At 64.4% G+C, this 23,881-nt stretch carries 19 protein-coding genes; 9 read left to right on the top strand and 10 right to left on the bottom strand.

The window, feature by feature from the left end; genetic code table 11:
• Positions 1-401: 401 nt before the first annotated feature.
• The gene (locus H618_RS0108750; RefSeq protein WP_028694721.1) at positions 402-1,103 is read right to left on the bottom strand and encodes a 4'-phosphopantetheinyl transferase family protein; all 702 of its coding nucleotides are present in this window, start codon (positions 1,101-1,103) and stop codon (positions 402-404) included.
• Between the two features lie 13 nt (positions 1,104-1,116).
• Positions 1,117-1,587 (bottom strand): MaoC family dehydratase, encoded by a 471-nt coding sequence (locus H618_RS0108755; protein WP_028694722.1) that lies wholly within the window; start codon positions 1,585-1,587, stop codon positions 1,117-1,119.
• Positions 1,588-1,956: 369 nt separating this feature from the next.
• Between H618_RS0108755 and fadD2 the strand changes: the two genes are divergently transcribed.
• The 4 genes from fadD2 (at position 1,957) to H618_RS0108775 (ending at position 10,913) form a co-directional block, all read left to right on the top strand.
• Complete coding sequence (gene fadD2, locus H618_RS0108760) at positions 1,957-3,645, top strand: long-chain-fatty-acid--CoA ligase FadD2 (RefSeq protein WP_028694723.1); 1,689 nt, start codon at positions 1,957-1,959, stop codon at positions 3,643-3,645.
• A 280-nt stretch (positions 3,646-3,925) separates the two neighbouring features.
• Positions 3,926-5,623: a long-chain-fatty-acid--CoA ligase FadD1 gene (gene fadD1 / locus H618_RS0108765; protein ID WP_028694724.1), complete on the top strand. Its 1,698-nt coding sequence runs from the start codon at positions 3,926-3,928 to the stop codon at positions 5,621-5,623.
• A 101-nt stretch (positions 5,624-5,724) separates the two neighbouring features.
• On the top strand, positions 5,725-9,630 hold the full coding sequence (gene hrpA / locus H618_RS0108770; protein ID WP_028694725.1) for an ATP-dependent RNA helicase HrpA: 3,906 nt from the start codon (positions 5,725-5,727) through the stop codon (positions 9,628-9,630).
• A gap of 161 nt (positions 9,631-9,791) precedes the next feature.
• The gene (locus tag H618_RS0108775) at positions 9,792-10,913 is read left to right on the top strand and encodes a beta-ketoacyl-ACP synthase III (RefSeq protein WP_028694726.1); all 1,122 of its coding nucleotides are present in this window, start codon (positions 9,792-9,794) and stop codon (positions 10,911-10,913) included.
• 95 nt (positions 10,914-11,008) lie between these two features.
• On the opposite strand, the gene H618_RS0108780 is transcribed toward H618_RS0108775, so the two are convergent.
• The gene (locus H618_RS0108780; protein WP_028694727.1) at positions 11,009-12,253 is read right to left on the bottom strand and encodes a putative porin; all 1,245 of its coding nucleotides are present in this window, start codon (positions 12,251-12,253) and stop codon (positions 11,009-11,011) included.
• Between the two features lie 241 nt (positions 12,254-12,494).
• Here H618_RS0108780 and H618_RS0108785 point away from each other — a divergent pair, with 241 nt between their 5' ends.
• Positions 12,495-13,622 carry a GNAT family N-acetyltransferase gene (locus H618_RS0108785; RefSeq protein WP_028694728.1) on the top strand — a complete coding sequence of 376 codons (1,128 nt, stop codon included), beginning with the start codon at positions 12,495-12,497 and terminating at the stop codon, positions 13,620-13,622.
• A gap of 56 nt (positions 13,623-13,678) precedes the next feature.
• Here the strand turns inward: H618_RS0108785 and H618_RS0108790 are convergent, their stop codons facing one another.
• The 3 genes from H618_RS0108790 to H618_RS0108800 all read right to left on the bottom strand — a co-directional run bounded on the left by H618_RS0108790 (position 13,679) and on the right by H618_RS0108800 (position 17,240).
• The gene (locus H618_RS0108790) at positions 13,679-15,511 is read right to left on the bottom strand and encodes an ABC transporter ATP-binding protein (RefSeq protein WP_028694729.1); all 1,833 of its coding nucleotides are present in this window, start codon (positions 15,509-15,511) and stop codon (positions 13,679-13,681) included.
• 66 nt (positions 15,512-15,577) lie between these two features.
• On the bottom strand, positions 15,578-16,135 hold the full coding sequence (locus H618_RS0108795) for a peptidylprolyl isomerase (RefSeq protein WP_028694730.1): 558 nt from the start codon (positions 16,133-16,135) through the stop codon (positions 15,578-15,580).
• A 181-nt stretch (positions 16,136-16,316) separates the two neighbouring features.
• On the bottom strand, positions 16,317-17,240 hold the full coding sequence (locus tag H618_RS0108800) for a LysR family transcriptional regulator (protein ID WP_028694731.1): 924 nt from the start codon (positions 17,238-17,240) through the stop codon (positions 16,317-16,319).
• A gap of 48 nt (positions 17,241-17,288) precedes the next feature.
• On the opposite strand from H618_RS0108800, the gene H618_RS0108805 reads away from it, so the two are divergent.
• The 3 genes from H618_RS0108805 (at position 17,289) to H618_RS0108815 (ending at position 19,308) form a co-directional block, all read left to right on the top strand.
• Positions 17,289-17,603, top strand: a complete 315-nt coding sequence (locus H618_RS0108805; protein WP_028694732.1) for a hypothetical protein — start codon at positions 17,289-17,291, stop codon at positions 17,601-17,603.
• A gap of 105 nt (positions 17,604-17,708) precedes the next feature.
• Positions 17,709-18,308, top strand: coding sequence for an FMN-dependent NADH-azoreductase (locus H618_RS0108810; RefSeq protein WP_028694733.1), 600 nt, complete (start codon positions 17,709-17,711; stop codon positions 18,306-18,308).
• 145 nt (positions 18,309-18,453) lie between these two features.
• Positions 18,454-19,308 carry a carboxylate/amino acid/amine transporter gene (locus tag H618_RS0108815; RefSeq protein WP_028694734.1) on the top strand — a complete coding sequence of 285 codons (855 nt, stop codon included), beginning with the start codon at positions 18,454-18,456 and terminating at the stop codon, positions 19,306-19,308.
• Positions 19,309-19,362: 54 nt separating this feature from the next.
• Here the strand turns inward: H618_RS0108815 and H618_RS0108820 are convergent, their stop codons facing one another.
• Positions 19,363-20,406 (bottom strand): ABC transporter substrate-binding protein, encoded by a 1,044-nt coding sequence (locus tag H618_RS0108820; RefSeq protein WP_028694735.1) that lies wholly within the window; start codon positions 20,404-20,406, stop codon positions 19,363-19,365.
• Between the two features lie 253 nt (positions 20,407-20,659).
• On the opposite strand from H618_RS0108820, the gene H618_RS0108825 reads away from it, so the two are divergent.
• Entirely contained in the window at positions 20,660-21,589 is a 930-nt protein-coding gene (locus H618_RS0108825) for a LysR substrate-binding domain-containing protein (RefSeq protein WP_028694736.1), read from the top strand.
• A gap of 15 nt (positions 21,590-21,604) precedes the next feature.
• Here H618_RS0108825 and argE read toward each other — a convergent pair whose 3' ends face one another.
• Genes argE through H618_RS0108840 form a run of 3 tightly spaced genes read right to left on the bottom strand, consistent with a single transcriptional unit; the run spans position 21,605 to position 23,878 of the window.
• Positions 21,605-22,771: an acetylornithine deacetylase gene (argE, locus tag H618_RS0108830; RefSeq protein WP_028694737.1), complete on the bottom strand. Its 1,167-nt coding sequence runs from the start codon at positions 22,769-22,771 to the stop codon at positions 21,605-21,607.
• Entirely contained in the window at positions 22,764-23,441 is a 678-nt protein-coding gene (locus H618_RS0108835; RefSeq protein WP_028694738.1) for a DUF1028 domain-containing protein, read from the bottom strand. The genes argE and H618_RS0108835 overlap by 8 nt, the downstream gene beginning before the upstream one ends.
• On the bottom strand, positions 23,438-23,878 hold the full coding sequence (locus H618_RS0108840) for a RidA family protein (protein WP_028694739.1): 441 nt from the start codon (positions 23,876-23,878) through the stop codon (positions 23,438-23,440). Before H618_RS0108840 ends, H618_RS0108835 begins: the two co-directional genes overlap by 4 nt.
• Positions 23,879-23,881 lie beyond the last annotated feature (3 nt).

Below are 23,881 nucleotides of genomic sequence, written 5' to 3' on the forward strand. Positions count from 1 at the left end.
GGTGCTCGGCGCTGCCGAAAACACCCTTGACCGAACAAGGCCCTGGCGGGCTTGCCTCGGCCCCTCCGCAGGAGCGGTTGGTACCTGGAAATCACGCTAATTTCCTACACAAAAGCACTTGAGTTTGTGTAGGAAGTTGTGTTTGTGATTTACCGCGAAACCCAACATATAGTGGTTCGCTGAAATTGCGCTACAAGATAATGCGGTATTGGGGGCTTTGCAAGGCGGCCGGCTGTGGATAACTTGTGGGTACTTTGTGAGTGATTTCTCTGCACTCGCTGTAGGCCTTGTCCCAAGCAGCTTGCCGCGATTTTTGCCGATTCGCGCTCAGGCAAAGAATTTTTCGGGGGCACGCCCTGGCCCATCGAGCGATTGGCTCCAGTGCCTTGAAGTAGAGCCTGTCAGACGCTGATCAGGCTGAGCAGATGACCGTCCGTCAGGCAGAACTGGCCCTGCACCTCGCAACCCTGGCGCCAGTCGCTGGAAAGGTCAGTGAGCAGGCGCAGGCGGGCCAAGCCGTCGCTGGACCATTCCAGTAGCTCGGCATGCTCGAAATAGAAGCGCTGAAGGGTCAGCGGGTAGAGGGTCTTGAACAGGCTTTCCTTGAGCGAAAAGGTCAGCGTCACCACCAGACCGATCTGGCTGCGGTCGAGGCGCTGCAACTCGGCGGGGGTGAGGATTTCGCCTGCCAGGCGCTCGGCGCGGGCATCGTCGAGCAGGCGTTCCTGGTCCAGGCCAATGCCTTGGCAAGTGCCGTGCGCGGCCACCACCGCGGCGGCCCAGCCCTGGCCGTGGGTGATCGAGCCGCGGATATCGTGCGGCCACACCGGTGCGCGGTCTGCGCCGCTGGTGGGTACGTAGCTGCGGCCATCCAGACGCTGCAAGGCCGCGCGCGCGCAGACCCGCCCGGCCAGGTATTCGGCCTGGCGCTTGGCCACCGAGCGTTGCAGGCTGTCGCTTTGCTCGATGCCGGCGCGGGCAAAGTCATCGCCGTGCAGCCGTGCCGGGTCGAAACTGCAACTGGCCAGCACCGCCCCCGGTATCGCCTGGGGCAGTGGCCAGTGGAACTGGATGGGGTCGCAGCAAAGGGGCAGGGTGGTCATGGGCGGCGGCTGATCAACCGGCGACGAAGTTCGGCGGCGATACCAGCTCGACGGTCTGCAACTTGCGCGGTGCAAGGATTTCCGCCTCGCCTTCCACTACCAGCTCATCGTTCTGGTTGTACACGTTGGTGGCGATGCGCACCTTGAACTTGGGCAGTTTTTCCAGAATTTCCAGGCGCACGGTCAGGGTGTCGCCGATCTTCACCGGTTTTTGGAAGCGCATTTGCTGGCCCAGGTAGATGGTGCCGGGGCCGGGCAGGGTGCAGGCCACCGCGGCGCTGATCAGGGCGCCACTGAACATGCCGTGGGCGATGCGCTCGCGGAACATGCTCTTGGCGGCGAACTCGGCGTCCAGGTGCACCGGGTTGTGGTCACCGGACATGGCGGCGAACAACTGGATGTCGCGTTCCTCGACAGACTTTTCGTACTGGGCAGTCTGGCCGACTTCGAGGGCTTCGTAAGGCGTGTTGCTGACCTGGGTCATCGGGTTTCCTTGATCAATAGATTCATGTAGGCGATCCATCGCGCGCCGGGTTCGTTCCAGCGCATGCAGCAGACCCCCGAGTATATCGGCGCTGGCCGTCGGGTGACGGCTTTCGATGAGCGGTCGCGGATGAATATCCGCCGACGCGTGCCTTATAAGAGCCATAGGACGGCCTGTTCAGCCCGCGCATCACACCGCTTAACCACAAATACGATTCACGATGTTAATGGCAGCCCTTGTCCGATGGGCCGCGACGTGCAGAGCTGCTAACGTCGATTCATGCCTGCTCGGCCCAAGCCCGCGCAGGCAGCGCGAGGCTTACCCCCTCGGCCCATCGATCGCACAGGCCAGGCAAAGGAACAATAATAAATGCACGCCGACTTCTGGAACGACAAACGCCCCGCAGGCGTACCCACTACCCTCGATCTGCATCGCTACCAGTCGGTGGTGGAGGTGTTCGAGCGCTCATGCCAGCGCTTCGCCGACCGACCTGCGTTCAGCAACCTGGGCGTGACCTTGAGCTACGCCGACCTCGAACGCCACAGCGCAGCCTTTGCCGCCTGGCTGCAGCACAACACCACGCTCAAACCGGGTGACCGCATCGCGGTGCAGATGCCTAACGTTCTGCAATACCCCATCGCGGTGTTCGGCGCCCTGCGCGCCGGGCTGGTGGTGGTCAACACCAACCCGCTGTACACCGCCCGGGAAATGCGCCATCAGTTTCGCGATGCCGGGGTGCGCGCGCTGGTGTACCTGAACCTGTTCGGCCAACGCGTGCAGGAGGTGCACCGCGACGCCGGGCTGGAATACCTGATCGAAGCGAAGATGGGCGATCTGCTGCCCAGCGCCAAAGGTTGGCTGGTCAACCTGCTGGTCGACAAAGTGAAGAAGATGGTGCCGGCCTATGCACTGCCCCAGGCCATCGCCTTCAAGCAGGTGCTGCGCAGCGGCGCCACCCTGCGCCATAGCCCCGTGGCGGGGCAGCGCGACGAAGTCGCCGTGCTGCAATACACCGGCGGCACCACCGGCCCGGCGAAGGGCGCCATGCTCACCCACGGCAACCTGATCGCCAACATGCTGCAGGTGCTGGCGTGCTTTCAGCAGCACGGCGACGATGGCCAGCCGATGATCAAGGAAGGTCGCGAGGTGATGATCGCGCCGCTGCCGCTGTACCACATCTATGCCTTCACCGCGAACTGCATGTGCATGACCTTCACCGGCAACCACAACGTGCTGATCACCAACCCGCGCGATATTCCAGGCTTCATCAAGGAACTGGGCAAGTGGCGCTTCTCGGCGCTGATCGGCCTCAACACGCTGTTCGTCGCACTGATGGACCATCCAGGTTTCAGGTCACTGGATTTCTCGGCGCTGAAGGTCACCAACTCCGGCGGCACCGCGCTGGTGAAAGCCACTGCCGAGCGCTGGGAAAGCCTCACCGGCTGTCGCATCGTCGAAGGCTATGGCCTCACCGAAACCTCGCCGGTGGCCAGCACCAACCCCTACGGACAGATGGCGCGACTGGGCACGGTCGGCCTGCCGGTGGTGGGCACGGCGTTCAAGGTGATCGACGAGCAGGGTCAGGAACAGCCCCTCGGCCAGCCGGGCGAGCTGTGCATTCAGGGCCCGCAGGTGATGAAGGGCTACTGGCAGCAGCCTGAAGCCACGGCCGAGGCACTGGATGCCGAGGGCTGGCTGAAAACCGGCGACATCGCCGTGATCGACGCCGACGGCTATACCCGCATCGTCGACCGCAAGAAAGACATGATCATCGTCTCGGGCTTCAACGTGTATCCCAACGAAGTCGAAGAGGTGGTCATGGGCCATCCGCAGGTGGCCAATTGCGCCGCCATCGGCGTGGCGGACGAGCGCACCGGTGAGGCGGTCAGGCTGTTCGTGGTGGCCCGCGAGGGCGGCATCGACATTGAAGAACTCAAGGCCTACTGCAAGGCCAACCTCACCGGCTACAAAGTGCCGCGGCAGATCATCGTGCGTGATGCCTTGCCCATGACCCCAGTAGGCAAGATCCTGCGCCGCGAGCTGCGCGACCTCGCCTGAGACCTGCCCTCGAACGCCCCGCCCAGGCCCGCGCTTGCCCAGCGTTGGCTCTGGAGCGGGGCGTTGAGGGTTCGAGGGCACGATAGAGCTTTGTGACTGAATATTGATTTCTGGTTTTATTCGTGACTGTAGGGGCTTTGTACGGCTCTGGTCGGCTTTTGGCAAAGCTGTTACTCTCGGCGCGCTTTCGGTGCGAGGCCCAGTGGTAGGTCTGCACCCCCAACCATAAAAAAACGCATGAACGCGTGAGAATCCGCTGTTGCTAAAGGAGTGGGGCTCCATGATCGAAGATTTCTGGAAGGACAAGTACCCAGCCGGCATTGCGGCTGAGATCGATCCTGACGAATTTCCCAATATCCAGACAGTCCTCAAGCAATCCTGCCAGCGCTTCGCTGACAAACCTGCCTTCAGCAACCTCGGCAAGACCCTCACCTACGGCGAGCTGTACACGCTGTCCGGCGCCTTCGCCGCCTGGCTGCAGCAGCACACCGACTTGCAGCCCGGCGATCGTATCGCCGTGCAACTGCCCAACGTCCTGCAATACCCGGTCGCGGTCTTCGGCGCCCTGCGCGCGGGCCTTGTGGTGGTCAACACCAACCCGCTGTACACCGCGCGGGAAATGGAGCACCAGTTCAAGGATTCCGGCGCCAAGGCGCTGGTCTGCCTGGCCAACATGGCCCACCTGGCAGAGAAAGTGGTGCCCAAGACCGACGTACGCCATGTCATCGTCACCGAAGTCGCCGATCTGCTGCCGCCGCTCAAGCGTCTGTTGATCAACAGCGTCATCAAGTACGTGAAGAAGATGGTGCCGGCCTATCACCTGCCCAAGGCGATCCGCTTCAACGACGCCCTGGCCAAGGGTCAAGGCCAGGCGGTGGTCGAAGCCAACCCCGGCGCCAACGATGTCGCCGTGCTGCAATACACCGGCGGCACCACGGGTGTGGCCAAGGGCGCCATGCTGACCCACCGCAACCTGGTGGCGAACATGCTGCAGTGCCGTGCGTTGATGGGCGCCAACCTGCGCGAAGGTTGCGAAATCCTCATTACGCCGCTGCCGCTGTACCACATCTATGCCTTTACCTTCCATTGCATGGCGATGATGCTGATCGGCAACCACAACGTGCTGATCAGCAACCCACGCGACCTGCCGGCCATGGTCAAGGAACTGCGCAAGTGGAAGTTCAGCGGCTTCGTTGGCCTGAACACCCTGTTCGTTGCCCTGTGCAACAGTGAAAGCTTCCGCTCGCTGGACTTCTCCGCGCTGAAAATCACCCTGTCCGGCGGCATGGCCCTGCAACAGAGCGTGGCCGAGCGCTGGAAGGATGTCACCGGCTGCGCCATCTGCGAAGGCTACGGCATGACCGAAACCAGCCCGGTGGCGGCGGTCAACCCGGCCGAGGCCAATCAGGTCGGCACCATCGGTATTCCGGTGCCCTCGACCCTGTGCAAGATCATCGACGACAGCGGCGCCGAGCTGCCTTTGGGCGAAGTCGGCGAGCTGTGCGTGAAGGGCCCGCAGGTGATGAAAGGCTACTGGCAGCGCGACGATGCCACCGCCGAGATCCTCGACAGCGAAGGCTGGCTGAAGACCGGTGACATCGCCCTGATCCAGCCCGATGGCTACATGCGCATCGTCGACCGCAAGAAAGACATGATTCTCGTCTCGGGCTTCAACGTGTACCCCAACGAACTCGAAGACGTGCTCGCCGGCCTGCCCGGTGTGGTGCAGTGCGCTGCCATCGGCATTCCGGACGAGAAATCCGGCGAAGTGATCAAGGTGTTCCTGGTGGTCAAGCCCGGCATGACCCTGACCAAGGAGCAGGTCATGGAGCACATGCGCGCCAACCTCACTGGCTACAAGGTGGCGCGCCACATCGAGTTCCGCGATTCGCTGCCCACCACCAATGTCGGCAAGATCCTGCGCCGCGAACTGCGCGACGAAGAGCTGAAAAAGCTTGGCGTGAAGAAGAGCGCCTGATCGAGGCCGGGCTGGTGATGGGGCGTGATGCCGTGAGGTGGTAGACTCACGGCCGCCTTCGCGGATGCCCCCGCGCCTGATAGAGCCTACTGCCAAGCCCCATGACTGACCACGCCATCGACCGCCTGCTCCAGAACCTCGACCACGCCATGATCGCCGACCGCCACCGCTTGCGGCGGCAGTTGCACGACTTGCGCAAGCGCCCTGATGAAGCGCGCCTGGCGCAGTGGGTGGAGAAGGTGCAGGCCTCCTGCGCCCAGGTCGAGGCGCGTGAGCGCAGCGTGCCGCGTATCCACTACGACGACAGTCTGCCGATTGCGGCCAAGCGTGACGACATCAAGAAAGCACTGGCCGAGCACCAGGTGCTGGTGATCGCAGGCGAAACAGGCTCGGGCAAGACCACCCAGTTGCCGAAGATCTGCCTGGAGCTGGGCCGTGGCCGCCATGGCCTGATCGCCCACACCCAGCCGCGACGCATCGCGGCGCGCAGCGTGGCGGCGCGGGTTGCCGAAGAGGTCGGCACGCCGCTGGGCGGGCTGGTCGGCTATCAGGTGCGCTTCGAAGACCAGAGCGATGCCAACACCCTGGTCAAGCTGATGACCGACGGCATTCTGCTGGCTGAAACCCAGCACGACCGCCTGCTCGAACGCTACGACACGATCATCGTCGACGAAGCCCACGAACGCAGCCTGAACATCGATTTCCTGCTCGGCTACCTCAAGACCCTGCTGCATCGGCGTCCTGAGCTCAAGCTGATCATCACCTCGGCGACCATCGATCTCGAGCGCTTCTCGAAGCATTTCGACGATGCGCCGATCATCGAGGTGTCCGGGCGCACCTTCCCGGTCGAGACCTGGTACCGCCCGCTCACCAGCGAGCAGGATGAGGAAGGCAACGCCGTCGAGGACGACCTCACCGTCGACCAGGCGATTCTCGCCAGCCTCGATGAAATCGCTGCCCACGAGCGCAGCCAGGGCAAGGGCCTGGGCGATGTGCTGGTGTTCCTGCCCGGTGAGCGGGAAATCCGTGATGCCGCGGAAATGCTGCGCAAGGCGCAGTTGCGCCACACCGAAATCCTGCCGCTGTATGCACGGCTGTCGCCGGCCGAGCAGCAGCGCATTTTCCAGTCTCACCCTGGGCGGCGCGTGGTGCTGGCGACCAACGTCGCGGAAACCTCGCTCACGGTGCCGGGCATTCGCTACGTGATCGACAGCGGCACCGCGCGCATCAGCCGCTACAGCTACCGCGCCAAAGTGCAGCGCCTGCCCATCGAAGCGGTGTCCCAGGCCAGCGCCAACCAGCGCAAGGGCCGCTGTGGCCGGGTCGAGCCGGGTATCTGCATTCGCCTGTACAGCGAGGAAGACTTCAACGGCCGGCCAGCCTTCACTGACCCGGAAATCCTGCGCACCAACCTGGCCGCGGTGATTCTGCAGATGCTTCATCTGCGCCTGGGCGCGATCGACGCGTTCCCGTTCATCGAGCCGCCGGATGGCAAGGCCATCAGTGACGGTTTCAACCTGCTGCAGGAGCTGTCGGCGGTCAACCGCGACAACCAGCTGACCCCGCTCGGGCGCCAGCTGGCGCGCCTGCCGATCGACCCGCGGCTGGGGCGCATGCTGCTCGAAGGCGCGCGCCAGGGCAGTTTGCAGGAAGTGCTGATCGTCGCCAGTGCGCTGTCGGTGCAAGACCCTCGCGAACGTCCGCCCGAGCGTCAGCAGGCGGCTGATCAGGCCCACGCGCAGTGGAAGGACGTCGATTCCGATTTCGCCGCGCTGGTGAATTTGTGGCGCGGCTTCGAAGAACAACGCCAGGCCCTGACCGCCAACCCGCTGCGCACCTGGTGCCGCAAGCAGTTCCTTAATTACCTGCGGCTGCGCGAATGGCGCGACGCCCATCGCCAGCTGGCGCTGATCTGCCGCGACCTGCAACTGACGGTGAACAAGGAACCGGCAGATTTTCCGCGCATGCACAAGGCGATTCTAAGTGGCCTGCTTAGCCAGATCGGCCAGAAAACCGAGGACGGCGACTACCAGGGCGCGCGGCAGCGGCGCTTCTGGGTGCATCCATCGTCCGGTATCGGCCGCAAGCGCCCGCAGTGGATCATGGCCGCCGAACTGGTCGAGACCACCAAGCTCTATGCGCGCATGGTGGCGAAAATCGAGCCGGACTGGATCGAGCCGCTGGCCGGGCACCTGGTGAAGAAGAACCACTTCGAGCCGCACTGGGAGAAAAAGCGCGGACAGGTGGTGGCCTATGAGCAGGTCAGCCTCTATGGGCTGATCGTCATTGGCCGGCGGCCGGTGCATTTCGGGCCGATCGACCCGGTGGTGTCGCGCGAGCTGTTCATCCGCCACGGCCTGGTCGGCGGCGAGATTCAGTCGCGGGCCAAGTGCCTGGCGGCCAACAAGCGCCTGCTCGAGCAGCTCGACGAGCTGGAAGCCAAGGCGCGCCGGCGCGACATTCTCGCCGACGAAGAAACCCTCTACAGCTTCTACGAAGCGCGTTTGCCGCAAGAGATTCACCAGGCTGCCACCTTCGATGCCTGGTATCGCATGACCAGCCAGCAGCAGCCTGATTTGCTGATCATGCGCGAGGAAGACGTGCTCGCCCGTGAGGCCAGCGAAGTCACCGCCGCGCAGTACCCCGACAGCCTCAAGGTGGGCGAGCTGCGCCTGCCGCTGAGCTATCACTTCGAGCCGAATCACCCGCGTGATGGCGTCACCGTGCGAGTGCCGGCGCCGCTGCTGCCGAGCCTGCCGGGCGAGCGCCTGGAGTGGCTGGTGCCGGGGCTGCTGGAGGCCAAGTGCGTGGCGCTGGTGCGCAACCTGCCCAAGGCGCTGCGCAAGAACTTCGTGCCGGTGCCCGATTTCGTCAAGGCCGCGCTGGCGCGGCTGAGTTTCGGCCAGGGCGCCTTGCCCCAGGCACTGGGCCATGAGCTGCTGCGCATGACCGGGGCGCGGGTGGCGGATGAAGCCTGGGCCGAAGCGGTGACCCAGGTCGAAGGGCACTTGCGCATGAACATCGAGGTGGTCGACGGCAAGGGCAAGTTCCTCGGCGAGGGCCGCGACCTGGCCGAGCTGACTGCACGCTTCGCCGCCGCCAGTCAGGCGGCCCTCGACCTGCCACGCAGCGACAAAGCCGAGCAGCCGGTGCAGGCCAAGGCCTTCGCCGAGGTGGCGCAGACTACCCAGCAGAAGGTCGCCGGCTTGTCGTTGACGGTGTATCCGGCGCTGGTCGAGGAAAATGCCACGGTGCGCGAAGGGCGTTTCTCGACCCAGGCCGAGGCGCAGTTCCAGCATCGCCGCGCCTTGCAGCGTCTGTTGCTGCAACAGCTGGCAGAGCCTGCCAAGTTCCTGCGCGCCAAGCTGCCGGGGCTGACCGAGCTGGGCCTGCTGTACCGCGAGCTTGGCCGGGTCGATGCGCTGGTCGAGGACATCCTCCTGGCCAGCCTCGACAGTTGCGTGCTCGAGGGTGAAAGCAGCCTGCCACGCGATGGCGCGGCCCTGGCCTCGCTGGCCGAGCGCAAGCGCGGCAGCTGGGCCGAGCACGCCGAACGCCTGGCGCGGCAAACCCTCGAAGTGCTCAAGCTGTGGCATGGCCTGCAAAAGCGCTTCAAGGGCAAGATCGACCTGACCCAGGCAGTGGCGCTCAACGATATCCGTCAGCAACTGGGCAATCTGGTCTATCCAGGTTTCGTGCGCGACACGCCCGGGCAGTGGTTCAAGGAATTGCCGCGCTACCTCAAGGCCATCGAGCTGCGCCTCGAGAAGCTCGGTGCGCAGGTGCAGAAAGACCGGGTCTGGAGCGGTGAACTGAGCAACCTCTGGACGCAGTACAAGACCCGCGCAGACAAGCACGCTCAGGAGGGCAAGCGCGACGAGCAACTGACGCTGTACCGTTGGTGGCTGGAGGAATACCGGGTGTCGTTGTTCGCCCAGCAGCTGGGCACCAAGGCGCCGATTTCCGACAAACGTTTGAGCAAACAGTGGAGCCAGGTGGAAGGTTGACCCTGGGGATTTGTGGCACACTGGCCGCCGTCTACGCTTGACCCCATGCCCCAGGTTTAACCGGGGGCAGCACCTGTTCAATCTGGTACCAAGGTGCCAGCATTCAGTCCGTATTTTCGCCAGTGCCTGGCAGGTGCTGGCCCTAGAGCAGAGGAACGACCGTGCACAATGTCGTGATCAGCGGCACCGGCCTGTACACCCCGGCGCAGAGCATTTCCAACGAAGAGCTGGTGGAGTCGTACAACACCTGGGTGCGTCAGGCCAATGCCGCCCAGGCCGAGGCCATCGAGCGGGGCGAGGTCGAGGCGTTGCCTGAGTCCAATGCCGCGTTCATCGAAAAAGCCTCGGGTATCAAGAGCCGCTTCGTAATGGACAAGGCCGGCATTCTCGACCCGCAGCGGATGAAACCCAGCCTGCCCGAGCGCAGCAACGATGAACCTTCGGTGTTGTGCGAAATGGCCGTGGCTGCCGCGCGCCAGGCGCTGGAACGCGCCGGGCGTAGCGCCGCCGATGTCGACGGGCTGATCGTCGCCTGCTCCAACCTGCAGCGCCCGTATCCGGCTATCGCCATCGAAGTGCAGGCCGCGCTTGGCATCCAGGGCTTTGCCTTCGACATGAACGTGGCCTGTTCCTCGGCCACCTTCGGCATCCAGACCGCCGCCAACAGCGTGCAGCTCGGTCAGGCCCGTGCGGTGCTGGTGGTCAACCCCGAGGTGTGCACCGGCCACCTCAACTTCCGCGACCGCGACAGCCACTTCATCTTCGGCGATGCCGCCACCGCAGTGCTCATCGAGCGCCAGGACCAGGCCACCTCGGCGCATCAGTTCGACGTCGTCAGCACGCGCCTGCTGACGCAGTTCTCCAACAACATCCGCAACAACTTCGGCTTCCTCAACCGTGCTGCCGAAGACAGTGCAGCCAACGTCGACAAGCTGTTCGTGCAGGAAGGTCGCAAGGTGTTCCGGGAAGTGTGCCCGATGGTCGCCGAACTGATCGCCGGGCACCTGAGCGACAACGGCTTGCAGCCCAGTGATGTGCAACGCTTCTGGCTGCACCAGGCCAACCTCAGCATGAACCACCTGATCGTCAAGAAGCTGCTGGGGCGAGAGGTGAGCGAGAGCGAAGCGCCGGTGATCCTCGACCGTTATGCCAACACCAGTTCGGCCGGTTCGGTGATCGCACTGCACTTGTACCAGGACGACCTTGCGCCGGGCGCGGTGGGGGTGTTGAGTTCGTTCGGGGCGGGGTATTCGATCGGCAGCGTGGTGCTGCGCAAGCGCTGAGCGCACGGCGCTGTCACCGCCCCGCACACGAAAAAACGGGAAGCGCCGCATGCGATCGGCGCTTCCCGTTTTCGTTTCTCAAAACGTTCTGTGGCTTAGAACTTCGCTTCCAGATCGACCTGCAGGGTGTCGACGTCGGCGTTGCTGTTAGGCAGGTTGGAGTAGTCGGTCTTGGCCATCAGGTAGGCAGCGCCGAGCGAGAAGTTCTTGTCGATCTCGTAGCCGACCTTGAACTTGTGGCCGCGCGAGCCAGTGAAGCCGTTGCCGAAGTCCGAATCGGTGAAGGCGCTGACCACACCGTTACGCTGCACGTCGCGGTAGTTGTAGTCCAGGCTCCAGGTGCCGATCTTGGTTTTCAGACCGGCCAGCCAGGCTTGGTCCATGCCATCGGTGCTCTCGGTGTTCTTCACGTACTGGCCGTAGGCCGACAGCGGGATGGCGAAGCCGGTGAAGTCGACCTGACCGAAGCCTTCCACCAGCTGGAACTCGTCGGTGGTGTTGCCCAGGGCGCGCAGTACCGCCGATGGCTTGTCGTTGTCGTAGCCGTACAGGCTGGCACCGACGGTGAACTTGAGCGCGTCGGTGGCGGCGAACTTGGTGCCCAACTGAGCGTGGTACAGCTGCGCATCGTGCTTGAACTGCACGCCGTTGCCGTCGACGTTGTCCTTGAGCATGTAGTGACCGATGCTGCCGAACACCTCGGCGCCGCCCAGGTCATGCTTGTAGGTGGCCGCTACACCTTCTGGGTTGATGTCGCTGTCCCAGATGATGTCGCCCATGCTCACCCAAGGTTGCTGCATCTTGCCGCCGATCAGGTGCAGGTTGGGGATGGCGGTCGGGTGCCAGTCGAGGTAGGCGAGGTCAACCCACAGCGATTTCTTCTCGAAGTAGTTGTCCAGGCTCTGGTTGGTCGAGCGCGCATCGGCGCTGCTGCCGGTGGCGATACGCACGCCGGCGTCGACCTGCGGGTTGATCTCGCTGTAGAAGCCGACACGGGCGCGAACGCGTTCGCGGTCCTGGTTGTTGCTGCGGCTGTTCGGGTCGTTGACGTTGACGTCTTCGTAGCGCAGACGCACATCGCCCTTGATCTGGGTCTTGGCGGCCCAGGCCACTTTCTGTTCGAAGGAACTCATGCGCTCGGACTGAGCTTTCTGTGCGGCCTTTTCCTTGGTCTCGTTGGCCAGATCCGCTTGCAGCTCGCTGTACTGTGCCTGGTTGATCGAGCCGTTGGCTCGCAGCATTTCGAGCAGCTTGGCGTCGACGGCAGCACTGGCCGGAGTGCTCAGTGCCAGTACCATGCCGGTCAGGCTGACTCCGGTAAGTGTAGAAACAAGACGCATACAGTTCTCCCTGTTGGAAAAAGTGGGGAGGCCCAAACGCCCGCCCCTGAGTTGGCATGCCTTCGGAAACGCCCTGACTAGACAGGTTTCTCAGGTTCCGAAAAACAGGCGCAAGTATTGCGAGGGGGGGTGACAGATTCATGTCTGGTTGATGGCACTTCGTTTAAAACGCGTCTTCAGGTTTGAGTGTGCGCGGCAACTTCCCTGATACTGCTTGCCTCTTTATGCCCGAGTAGCGCCCGTGATCAGCCTGCACAGCCTTGCCCACCTGCACGACCTGCCCGCAGCGACCTGGGACGCTCTGGTGCCGCCCGACCAGCCGTTTCTGCGCCATGCTTTTCTCAGCGCCATGGAAGACAGCGCCAGTGTCTGCCGCGCCACCGGCTGGGCCGCCGAGCACCTGGTGCTCGAGCGCGATGGCCAGGTGCGCGCGCTGCTGCCGGCATACCGCAAGTGGCATTCGTTCGGCGAGTACGTGTTCGATCACGGCTGGGCCGAGGCCTGTGAACGGGCCGGCATCGCCTACTACCCCAAGCTGCTGGGCGCCGTGCCGTTCAGCCCGGTCAGCGGCCCGCGGCTGCTGGCGCATGACCAGGCCGATGCCCAGTTGCTGTTGCAGGCGCTACCCGAATACCTGAACAAGGGGCAGTTGTCGGGCGCACACATCAACTTCACCGACCCAGGCCTCGATCGACTGCTGGCCGCGCAGCCCGGCTGGCTGCAACGACTGGGCTGCCAGTTCCACTGGCGCAACCGCGACTACCGCGACTTCCAGGATTTCCTCGACACGCTGACCTCGCGCAAACGCAAGCAGCTGCGCAAGGAGCGCGAGCAGGTGGCGGGGCAGGGCATCGTTTTCACGCATTACCAGGGCGGCGAGCTAAGCCAGGCGCAGTGGGACTTCATCTACCGCTGCTACGCCAACACCTACGCGGTGCGCCGCCGCGCGCCGTACCTGACCCGCGAATTCTTCAGCCTGATTGCCGAGCGCATGCCCGAGGCGATTCATGTGGTCATCGCCCGGCAGGGCAGTCGTGAGGTGGCCATGGCCTTGAGTCTGCTGGGCAGCGACAGCCTGTATGGGCGTTACTGGGGCTGCCTGGACGAGTTCGACCGGCTGCATTTCGAGACCTGTTTCTATCAGGGCATGGAGTTCGCCATCGGCCAGGGCCTGCGCCGCTTCGACGCCGGCGCCCAGGGCGAGCACAAGCTGATTCGCGGTTTCGAGCCGGTGCTCACGCACTCCTGGCACTACCTGCTGCACCCCGGTCTGCGCCAGGCGGTGAACGAGTTTCTGCGTGAAGAGCGCGTGGGCGTGCAGGCCTACGCCGAGCAGGCGCAGACCCTGTTGCCGTATCGCTGTGAGTGAGGGACGCCGACTGTTCATGGCTGGCAGCAGCAACCAGCCATGAACCGCGGCAGGCATCAATCGATGCCGACGAAGCCGCCGGTCTGGTGCTGCCACAGCCGGGCATACACGCCCTTGTGCGCCAGCAGCTCGGCATGGCTGCCCATCTCGACGATCTTGCCTTTGTCGAGCACCACCAGGCGGTCCATGCGCGCGATGGTCGACAGGCGGTGGGCGATGGCGATCACCGTCTTGCCTTGCATCAGCGTTTCCAGGCTCTCCTGAATCGCCGCTTCGACTTCGGAATCGAGCGCCGAGGTGGCTTCGTCCATGATCAGAATCGGCGCGTTCTTCAGCAGCACCCGGGCAATGGCGATGCGCTGACGCTGGCCGCCCGAGAGCTTGACCCCGCGTTCACCGACATGCGCATCGAAACCGGTGCGGCCCTGGGCATCGGAAAGTTGCGGGATGAACTCGTCGGCGCGTGCCTGGCGCACCGCTTCACGCATCTCGGCCTCGCTGGCCTCGGGTCTGCCATACAGCAGGTTTTCGCGAATCGATCGGTGCAGCAGCGAGGTGTCCTGGGTGATCATGCCGATCTGCGCGCGCAGGCTGGCTTGGTTGACCGTGGCGATGTCCTGGTCGTCGATCAGAATCTGTCCGCCATGGATGTCGTACAGGCGCAGCAGCAGGTTGACCAGGGTCGACTTGCCGGCGCCGGACGGCCCGATCAGGCCGATCTTCTCGCCCGGACGGATGTTCAGTTCCAGCCCTTCGATGACCTTGTTGGCCTTGCCGTAGTGGAAGTCGACGTGGTGGAAATGCACCGCGCCGCGGCTGACCTCGAGCGCCGGCGCGTCGGCCTGGTCGCGTACGGTAACCGGCTGGGCGATGGTCTGCAGGCCGTCCTGGACCATGCCGATGTTCTCGAAGATGCCGTTGACCACCCACATGATCCAGCCCGACATATTGACGATACGGATCACCAGGCCCGTGGCCAGGGCGATGGCGCCGACGCTGATCAGCGACTGCGTCCACAGCCACAGCGCAAGGCCGGTGGTGGTCACCACCAGCAGGCCGTTGAGGCTGGTGATGACCACGTCCATGCTGGTGACCACGCGCGAGGCGAGCTGGGTCTTTTCGGTCTGCTCGCGGATCGCTTCGCGGGCGTATTGCTGCTCATGGTCGGTGTGGGCGAACAGCTTCAGGGTGGTGATGTTGGTGTAGCCGTCGACGATGCGCCCCATGAGCTTGGAGCGGGCGTCGGAGGACACCACCGAGCGCGCCTTGACCCGCGGCACGTAGTAGCACAGCGCACCGATGTAGCCGACGATCCACACCAGCAGCGGCAGCATCAGCCGCCAGTCGGCCTCGGCGAACAGCACCAGCGAGGTGATGGCGTAGATCAGCACGTGCCACAGCGCATCGACCGCCTGCACCGCCGAGTCGCGCAGCGAGTTGCCGGTCTGCATGATGCGCTGGGCGATGCGCCCGGCGAAATCGTTCTGGAAGAAGTTCAGGCTCTGGCGCAGCACGTAGGTGTGGTTCTGCCAGCGGATCAGGCTGGTCATGCCGGGGTTGATGGTCTGATGCACCAGCAGGTCGTGCAGGCCGAAGAAAATAGGCCGCAACAGCAGCACCACCACCAGCATCCAGATCAGCTCGCCGCTGTGCTGGCTGAAGAAATTGACGTTGGGCGTGCCCTGGGCCAGATCGATGATGCGGCTGAGGAAACTGAACATCGCCACTTCGATCAGCGAGGCGATCAGGCCGACCACCAGCAGCGCGGCGAAACTCGGCCACACCTGGCGCATGTAGTAGAGGTAGAAGGGCAGTACCTTGCCGGGCGGCGCCTCGCTGGGCGCCTCACGGAAGATGTCGATCAGTTGCTCGAAACGCCGGTACAGCATGGGGACGAACACTCCTGGCAAGACTCGCGCGGGGTAGCGACTGCACATCCCTGTGCAGCGAGACGATCAGTCGATGCGCTTGGCCGACTTGATCAGCACCGGATCGACCGGCACGTCACGCATACCTTTCTTGATGGTGGTGGGCGAGGCGACGATGCGGTCGACCACGTCCATGCCCTTGGTGACCTTGCCGAATACCGCGTAACCCGCGTCGCGACCCGGGTCGAGGAAGGCGTTGTCGGCCACGTTGATGAAGAACTGGCTGGTCGCAGAATTAGGGTTGGAGGTGCGCGCCATCGACAGCGTGCCGCGGGTGTTGAGCAGGCCGTTGCTGGCTTCGTTCTTGATCGGGTCTTTGGTGTCTTTCTGCACCATCTGCTCGGTGAAGCCGCCGCCCTGGACCATGAAGCCCGGAATCACCCGGTGGAACTGGGTGCCGTTGTAGAAACCGCTGTCGACGTAGGCGAGGAAGTTCTTGGTGCTGAGCGGCGCCTTGTCGGCATTGAGCTCGATTTCCACTGCGCCGAAGCTGGTGTCGAGCAGCACATGCGGGGTCTTGTCGGAAGCCATGAGGTTGGCAGCGAAGGCCAGCGAGCAGGTGGCGAGAAGCAGTTTCTTCAGCATGGGTAGGCAGTCCTTGTGGAGTTGAGACCACCGGCGCAGGGCGCTGGCGGATTCTGTGGGGTCGAACGAGGCGTCTAGGGTGCCGCGATTCGTCGATCACCGCCAGTGCGACGCCTGTCCTGACAGGGCTCACCAGCTCCGACACTGTGTCGGGCAGTGGTGTTCCGACACCGCGTGCGGATCACGCCTGGGCCGGGGCGGCGAATGGCACGTCGAGCGGCGCGGTGTCGAAGTTGCGCAGCAGGTCGATGAGGATCTGCGTGGCCGGGCCGAGGGTCTTTTCCTTGCTGGCATACAGGTAGAACAGAGGGTGACGACGGCCGCCCTGTTCCAGTGGCAGCGGCTTGAGCACGCCTTCGCGCAACTCGCGCTCGATCATGTGACGCGGCAGCCAGGCAAAACCCAGGCCGCTGCTGACGAAGGTTGCCGCAGTGCCCAGGCTGCCCACCGTCCAGCGCTGCTCGGCGCCGAGCCAGCCGACATCCCGCGGCTGCGCCCGGCCCGAGTCGCGGATCACCACCTGCAACTGGCTTTCCAGGTCCTGGAAGGTCAGTTGCCGGCCGCTGCGGTGCAGGCTGTGCTCGGGGTGGGCGACGGCGACGAACTCCACCGCGCTCAGTTCGCTGCCCAGGTAGCCGCCGATGCTGTAGCTGCTGATGGCAAGATCGGCGACGCCTTCGAGCAACACTTCCTCGACCCCCGACAGCACTTCTTCACGCAGCCGCACCCGGCAGCCGCGGCTCTGCGGCATGAACGCGCTGAGGGCGCGCACCAGCCGCGCATTGGGGTAGGCGGCGTCGACCACCAGGCGCACCTCGGCTTCCCAGCCCTGTTCCATGTGGTGGGCGAGGTCTTCGAGCTGACTGGCCTGCTTGACCAGATGCCGCGAGCGACGCAGCAAAACGTCGCCGGCTTCGGTGAGCACCGCCTTGCGCCCGTCGATGCGCAGCAGCGGCACGCCCAGTTGTTCCTGCATGCGCCCAACCGTGTAGCTCACCGAGGATTGCGAGCGGTGCAGGGCTTCGGCGGCCTGTGCAAAGCCGCCGTGGTCGACCACCGCCTGCAGGGTTCGCCATTGATCGAGGGTGACGCGGGGCGCTTTCATGGGGGCTTCCTGTTGTCCTAAGCTGCGCTCCTACAAGGAGCACGTCTGATGAAGATCTATTGCCTGATGCTGTTGTGCAGCCTGCCGATGCTCGCGCAGGCCTATCCCATCGAAGTGGAAAAAAACCTGGAAGGGGTCAAGGTCGACTTCACCGCCTACGACCCGGCGCCCGACCTCGGCGCTGTAACGTTGAACAACTACGGCCAGCAACCTGCGGCCTGTAAGGTGACCCTGCGCAATGGCCCCGAAGCGCCGCGGGTGCGGCGGGTCAACCTGGCCCCGGGGCAGCGGGCAAGCGTGACCGTGCGCTTCAACCGCGAGGTGCTGAAACTGCGGGTCAGCGTAGCCTGTACGAATCAATAAGCGAATAATTCGATAGATTGAACCCAGTTTTTACGCTTTTTTATCGATCGGTCAACCGCTAGTCTCACCTCCATCGCAGCACACATTTCGCCGATGGAGGCATTCATGTCCCGTGTATTGATTATCGAGAGCAGCGCCCGCCAGCAAGATTCCGTGTCGCGTCAACTGACCCGCGAGTTCATCGAGCAATGGCAGGCCAGCCACCCCGACGATCAAATCACCCTGCGCGACCTGGCCGTGAACCCAGTGCCGCACCTGGACGCCGACCTGCTTGGCGGCTGGATGAAGCCCGAAGCGCAGCGCTCGACGGCCGAGGCCCAGGCGCTGGCGCGCTCCAATCTGCTGACCGATGAACTGCTGGCCGCCGATGTTCTGGTGCTGGCCGCACCGATGTACAACTTCACCATCCCCAGCACGCTCAAGGCCTGGCTCGACCACGTGCTGCGCGCCGGCATCACCTTCAAGTACACCCCGACCGGCCCGCAAGGCCTGCTCACCGGCAAGCGCGCCATCGTGCTCACGGCCCGTGGCGGTATCCATGCCGGTGCGGTCAGCGATCACCAGGAACCCTACCTGCGTCAGGCCATGGCCTTCATCGGCATCCACGAAGTCGACTTCATCCACGCCGAAGGCCTGAACATGAGCGGCGACTTCCACGACCAGGGCATGGCCCACGCCAAGGCGCGTATCGCTGCGGTGGCCTGAGCCTTAAGGAATTCCCAAACCTGACACCCTGTTTTGCTCCTTTGGGTGTACCTGCCCGGCCAGCGATGGTCGGGCGTTTTTTTGCCTGTTGGACGGGCGCTGCGCAACCCGCTAAGGTCGCCGCCTTGATTGAGACGAGGGCGTCATGGGCTACCTGATAATCGTTGCGCTGATCCAGGCGTTTTCCTTCAACCTGATCGGCGAATACCTGGCCGGGCAGGTCGACAGCTACTTCGCCGTGCTGGCGCGGGTAGTGCTCGCCGCAGTGGTGTTCTTGCCTTTGACGCGCTGGCGCCAGGTCGAACCGCGCTTCATGCGCTCGATGCTGCTGATCGGCGCCTTGCAGTACGGCATCACCTATGTGTGCCTGTACCTGAGTTTCCGCGTGCTGACAGTGCCCGAGGTGTTGCTGTTCACCGTGCTCACCCCGCTGCACGTGACCCTGATCGAAGACGCCCTGAACCGCCGCTTCAACCCTTGGGCGCTGCTGGCGGCACTGGTGGCGGTGGCTGGCGCTGCGGTGATTCGTTTCGACAGCATCAGTGGCGATTTCTTCATCGGCTTCCTGCTGCTGCAACTGGCCAACTTCACCTATGCCGCCGGCCAGGTGCTGTATCGCCACCTGGTCGCACGCCACCCCAGCGACCTGCCGCACTATCGCCGCTTCGGCTACTTCTACCTGGGGGCCTTGCTGATCGCCTTGCCGGGTTTTCTGCTGTTCGGCAACGCCGAGCACCTGCCCAGCACCGATACCCAGTGGCTGGTGCTGGCCTTCCTCGGCCTGGTGCCGACGGCGCTGGGGCTGTACTGGTGGAACAAGGGTGCGTGCCTGGTGCCTGGCGCCACTCTGGCGGTGATGAACAACCTGCATGTGCCGGTGGGCCTGGTGCTCAACCTGCTGATCTGGAACCAGAACGCCCCGCTGGGCCGCCTGCTGGTGGGCGGCACGGTGATTCTGGCGTCGGTGTGGATGAGTCGATTGGGGCCGAGGCGGTATTGAACTGCGTCCCAAAAGTGGACGGGTGTCCAACATTTGAGGTGCAGTTCAACCCAATCAGCGCGCGGCCCAGGCGTTGAAACGCTCTTCCAGCTCTTCACCGTGGTCAACCCAGAACTCGGCATCCACCAGTTGGGCCTGGGCCAGGTTGGCTGGGGCGGTGGGGAGCTGTTGCTGGACCTCCTGGGGCAGCTGTGCCAGGGCGTCCTGGCGGATCGGGCCGTAGGGGATCTGCGTCGAGAAGGTTTTCTGCGCATCGGCCTGGCTGGCGAAGCGGATGAAGTCTTCGGCCAGGGACTTGTTCTTGCTGCCGCGCACGATGGCCCAGTGGTCCGGGTCGTACAGGCTGCCGGGCCAGACGATGTTGAGCGACGAACCTTCCTGCTGCGCCGAGGCGATACGCCCGTTGTAGGCCGCCGACATCACCACATCACCGGCCACCAGCCATTGCGCCGGCTGGGCGCCTGCTTCCCACCACTGGATGCTGGACTTGATCTGATCGAGCTTCTTGAACGCCCGGTCGACCCCCTCGGGGGTGGCCAGCACGCGGTACAGTTCCTCGCGCTTCACGCCGTCGGCGAGCAGGGCGAACTCCAGCGTGTACTTGGCGCCCTTGCGCAGGCCGCGCTTGCCGGGGAAGCGCTGGGTGTCCCAGAAATCGGCCCAGGAGGCGGGGCCGGTGGTGAGTTTTTTCGGGTTGTAGGCCAGCACCATCGACCACACGTAGCTGGCCACCCCGCATTCACTGACGGTGCCGGGCAGGTAGCCCGATTGCGCGCCGATGATGTTGGCGTCGAGCTTCTCGAACAGCCCCGATTCACAGCCGCGGATCAGCTCCGGGCTTTCCACCTCGACCACATCCCATGACACATGGCCGACATCGACCATGGCCTTGATCTTCGACAGCTCGCCGTTGTATTCGCCGGCCACCACGCGACCGGCGCCGCTTTGTTCGAACGGCTGGAAATAGGCTTTCTGCTGCGCCGCCTTGGTGGCACCGCCGAAGGAAATCACCGTGAGGCTGGAGGAGGCGGCGCTGAACGCCGGAAAGCTGATGGCCGAGAGCAAGGCAAGGCTGAGCGACACGTTACGAGTACGCATGGAAACTCCCTCATTACTTTATGGTTGTATGGTCGAGAGGCAGTAAGGGGTGAATGCTCTGGCGCCGTGCGGCGTGGGCGGCGGCGCTGTTGTTGTGGTTCGATGGTGCGCCACTGTGGCGGCGAGGAAAACGATTAAAAATATGCTTCGGGGTTATGAAAAAGCTCGCCAGGCCAGGCGGCCAGGTGCGGTATGGTGGAGCACCATTTCCCCGGCTCGGCGCGTGCCGGCCCGTTCACCGCGAGGGGCGTCCGTGGCTTCCTACACCCTGCGACAGTTGCGCTACTTCGTCACCACGGTCGAGGCCGGCAGCGTCGCCGAAGCCTCGCGCCAGCTGTACATCGCCCAGCCGTCGATTTCCACGGCGATCAAGAATCTCGAAGGCAGCTTCGGCGTGCAGCTGTTCATCCGCCATCACGCCCAGGGCGTGTCGCTGACCCCAAGCGGCAAACGCTTCTACCACAAGGCCCAGGAACTGCTGCGCATCGCCCATGAGTTCGAACAGAACGCCCTGGCCGACAACGCGGTGATGACCGGGCAGATCGACATCGGCTGCTTCGAAACCGTGGCGCCGCTGTACCTGCCGCAGTTGATCGCAGGCTTCAGCGCGCTATACCCCGGCGTCAACATCCGCCTGCGCGACGGTGACCAGCAAGAGCTGGTGCAGGGCCTGACCGCCGGCAGCTTCGATGTGGCGTTTCTCTACGACCACGAACTGGACAACACCATCGAAACCGAGCCGCTGATGCCGGCGCAGAAACCCTACGTGCTGCTGCCGGCCGGGCACCGCTTCGCCAGTCAGGCCAGGGTTTCGCTGCGCGAGCTGGTGCACGAGCCGATGATCCTGCTCGACGTGCTGCCCAGCCGCGCCTATTTCGTCAGCCTGTTCCACGAACTGGGGCTGACCCCGAACATCGTCTTCGGCTCACCGTCCATCGAGATGGTGCGCGGCATGGTCGGCCAGGGCTTTGGCTTCTCGCTGCTGGTGACGCGGCCGTTCTCCACCCACAGCTACGATGGGCAGAAGTTGGCCACCGTGGAGCTGGCCGAGGCGGTGACGCCGTCTGGGCTGGTCAGTGCGCGCCTGCGCAAGAGCCAACTGACCAAGCCGGTGCAGGTGTTCGTCGACTTCTGCCGCGAACGCCTGACCGCGCTGAGTCAGTCGGGGCAGGGCGGTGCCTAGGGGCTTTACGAAACGCTAGCTCGCCTCGGCCTGCAGGTAATCGGCCAGGCGCGCAAGCATCGCGTCGCAGCCGTCCAACTGTTCAAGGCTGACGAACTCGTCCGGCTTGTGGCCTTGGTCCATGCTGCCCGGCCCGCACACCACGGTGGCGATGCCAGCGGCATCGAACAGCCCGCCCTCGGTGCCGAAGGCCACGGTGGTGAAGGCGTCCGAGCCGCACAGGCGCGCCAGTAACTGCGCCGCCTCGCTGTCGGCGGCGGTGGCCAGGCCCGGGTAGGCGGAGAGTGGCTGTAGCTCGATGTCACTGGCGGCGCTGACCGCGCGCATGCGTGGCAGCACTTCACGTTCGGCGTAGGCGTGCAGTTCATCGACCACGCTTTGCGGGTCGAAGCCGGGCAGGGCGCGCACTTCGAAATCGAAGGTGCATTCGGCAGGCACGATGTTCAGCGCCCGCCCGCCGTGAATCAGCCCGGTCTGCACGGTGGAGAACGGCGGCTCGAAGCGCGCGTCGTGCAGCGCAGGTTCGGCCAGGCGCTGGCCAATTTCGCCCAGTTGGTTGATCAGCCGCGCGGCGTATTCGATGGCATTGACCCCCTGCGGCGCATACGCCGAATGACACGCCGCGCCACTGACCTGGCAGCGCATCGCCAGTTTGCCCTTGTGCCCCAGCACCGGCTTGAGCTCGGTCGGCTCGCCGATCAGGCACAGCCGCGGTGGGTTGGGGCGCTGACGCAAGGCGTCGAGCATGGGCCGCACACCCAGGCAGCCGACTTCCTCATCGTAGGAAAACGCCAGGTGCACCGGCTGGCGTAGCGGTTTGCGCAACAGCCGTGGCACCGCTGCCAGTACGCAGGCGATGAAGCCTTTCATGTCCGCCGTGCCACGCCCATACAAACGCCCGTCGGCCTCGCTCAGGCAGAACGGCTCGACCGTCCAGGCCTGGCCATCGACCGGCACCACGTCGGTGTGGCCCGACAACACGATGCCGCCGCCGTTGTCGTTGCCCAGGGTGGCGAACAGGCTGGCCTTGCTGCGCGCCTCGTTGTACAGCAGCTCGGCCTGCACGCCGTAACCGGCCAGGTACTGGGCGATGAAGTCGATCAAGGCCAGGTTGGAGTCGCGGCTGACCGTGGCAAAGCCGACCAGCGCGGCCAGCAGGTCGCGGCTGCGCGGCTCATTCATCGCCCGGCACTCCATAAGTGGGCGCGGCGGTGGGGTCCAGGGCGCGGGTGATGTAGTCCTGCATCTGCGGCTGGTAGGCCTGCCACAGCGTGTCGAGCTGGCCGATGGGGTCGTGCTCGGCCCAGTCCACGCGCAGGTCGACGATCGGCCAGATCAGCTCGTCGACCACCTTCAGCGCCGCCGAATGCACCGGCCCCGCTTCACCGCCTGCGGCCATCGCTGCCTGCATGGCGGCGAGCAGGCGCTCGGCCAGTTGCCCCGGCGCCTGTTCGAAGGCGGCAGTCATGGCCTCGATCACCTCGGTGCCGGCCAGCAGGTTGCCCGCCGCCACGCAGCCGTCGCCGGCCACGGCGTGGTGCACGCCCAGCGCCTGGTCGCCACTGAACAGCGCCACCCGGCCCTGGTCGTCGATCACCGTCACTTGCCGGTACTGGCTCCAGCCATTGGCCTGCAGCGCCTGTTCCAGCGCCGCTTGCGGGTCGAGCTGGCCCTGTTCGAGCAGGTCGAGAATCTGCGGCCCCAGAGCGGGCAGGGTGACGTTCTGCGTTGCCACAGCGCCAACCCCTGCACGCAGCCACGGGCAGCGTGCGCCGACGGCGATGCTCGATGAGCTGATGGCCACCCCCAACTGCCCGGTTTCGGCGCAGCGGCCGATGATGGAGAAGGTCATGGGCGCGCCTCGGGTTGTGCTGGCCAGTCTTCGGGAATTACCGCGATCACGTCGATTTCCATCAGCCACTGCGGCTGGCCCAGGGCCGACACCACCAGCCCGGTGGAAATCGGAAAGACCCCGCGCAGCCACTTGCCGACCACTTGGTACACCGGCTCGCGGTAGCGCGGGTCGATCAGGTAGGTGGTGGTCTTGACGATGTGCGAGAGGTCGCTGCCGGCTTCTTCCAGCAGTTGCTTGACGTTCTTCATGGCCTGTTCGGCCTGGGCCGCGGCATCACCGAGGCCGACCAGGTTGCCGTCGAAATCGGTGCCGACCTGGCCGCGTACGTACACGGTATTACCGGCGCGTACCGCCTGGCACAGGTCGTTGTCCAGCGACTGGTTGGGGTAGGTGGTCTTGGTGTTGAACATGCGAATACGGGTGTGCGTGGGCATCGG

Source organism: Pseudomonas cremoricolorata DSM 17059 = NBRC 16634, assembly GCF_000425745.1.
GTDB lineage: Bacteria > Pseudomonadota > Gammaproteobacteria > Pseudomonadales > Pseudomonadaceae > Aquipseudomonas > Aquipseudomonas cremoricolorata.

Excerpts from the sequence above, each read along its gene's own strand:
- H618_RS0108750 (WP_028694721.1), bottom strand. The coding sequence starts at position 1,103 with ATGACCACCCTGCCCCTTTGCTGCGACCCCATCCAGTTCCACTGGCCA.
- H618_RS0108755 (WP_028694722.1), bottom strand. The coding sequence starts at position 1,587 with ATGACCCAGGTCAGCAACACGCCTTACGAAGCCCTCGAAGTCGGCCAG.
- fadD2 (WP_028694723.1), top strand. The coding sequence starts at position 1,957 with ATGCACGCCGACTTCTGGAACGACAAACGCCCCGCAGGCGTACCCACT.
- fadD1 (WP_028694724.1), top strand. The coding sequence starts at position 3,926 with ATGATCGAAGATTTCTGGAAGGACAAGTACCCAGCCGGCATTGCGGCT.
- hrpA (WP_028694725.1), top strand. The coding sequence starts at position 5,725 with ATGACTGACCACGCCATCGACCGCCTGCTCCAGAACCTCGACCACGCC.
- H618_RS0108780 (WP_028694727.1), bottom strand. The coding sequence starts at position 12,253 with ATGCGTCTTGTTTCTACACTTACCGGAGTCAGCCTGACCGGCATGGTA.
- H618_RS0108790 (WP_028694729.1), bottom strand. The coding sequence starts at position 15,511 with ATGCTGTACCGGCGTTTCGAGCAACTGATCGACATCTTCCGTGAGGCG.
- H618_RS0108795 (WP_028694730.1), bottom strand. The coding sequence starts at position 16,135 with ATGCTGAAGAAACTGCTTCTCGCCACCTGCTCGCTGGCCTTCGCTGCC.
- H618_RS0108800 (WP_028694731.1), bottom strand. The coding sequence starts at position 17,240 with ATGAAAGCGCCCCGCGTCACCCTCGATCAATGGCGAACCCTGCAGGCG.
- H618_RS0108805 (WP_028694732.1), top strand. The coding sequence starts at position 17,289 with ATGAAGATCTATTGCCTGATGCTGTTGTGCAGCCTGCCGATGCTCGCG.
- H618_RS0108810 (WP_028694733.1), top strand. The coding sequence starts at position 17,709 with ATGTCCCGTGTATTGATTATCGAGAGCAGCGCCCGCCAGCAAGATTCC.
- H618_RS0108815 (WP_028694734.1), top strand. The coding sequence starts at position 18,454 with ATGGGCTACCTGATAATCGTTGCGCTGATCCAGGCGTTTTCCTTCAAC.
- H618_RS0108820 (WP_028694735.1), bottom strand. The coding sequence starts at position 20,406 with ATGCGTACTCGTAACGTGTCGCTCAGCCTTGCCTTGCTCTCGGCCATC.
- argE (WP_028694737.1), bottom strand. The coding sequence starts at position 22,771 with ATGAATGAGCCGCGCAGCCGCGACCTGCTGGCCGCGCTGGTCGGCTTT.
- H618_RS0108835 (WP_028694738.1), bottom strand. The coding sequence starts at position 23,441 with ATGACCTTCTCCATCATCGGCCGCTGCGCCGAAACCGGGCAGTTGGGG.
- H618_RS0108840 (WP_028694739.1), bottom strand. The coding sequence starts at position 23,878 with ATGCCCACGCACACCCGTATTCGCATGTTCAACACCAAGACCACCTAC.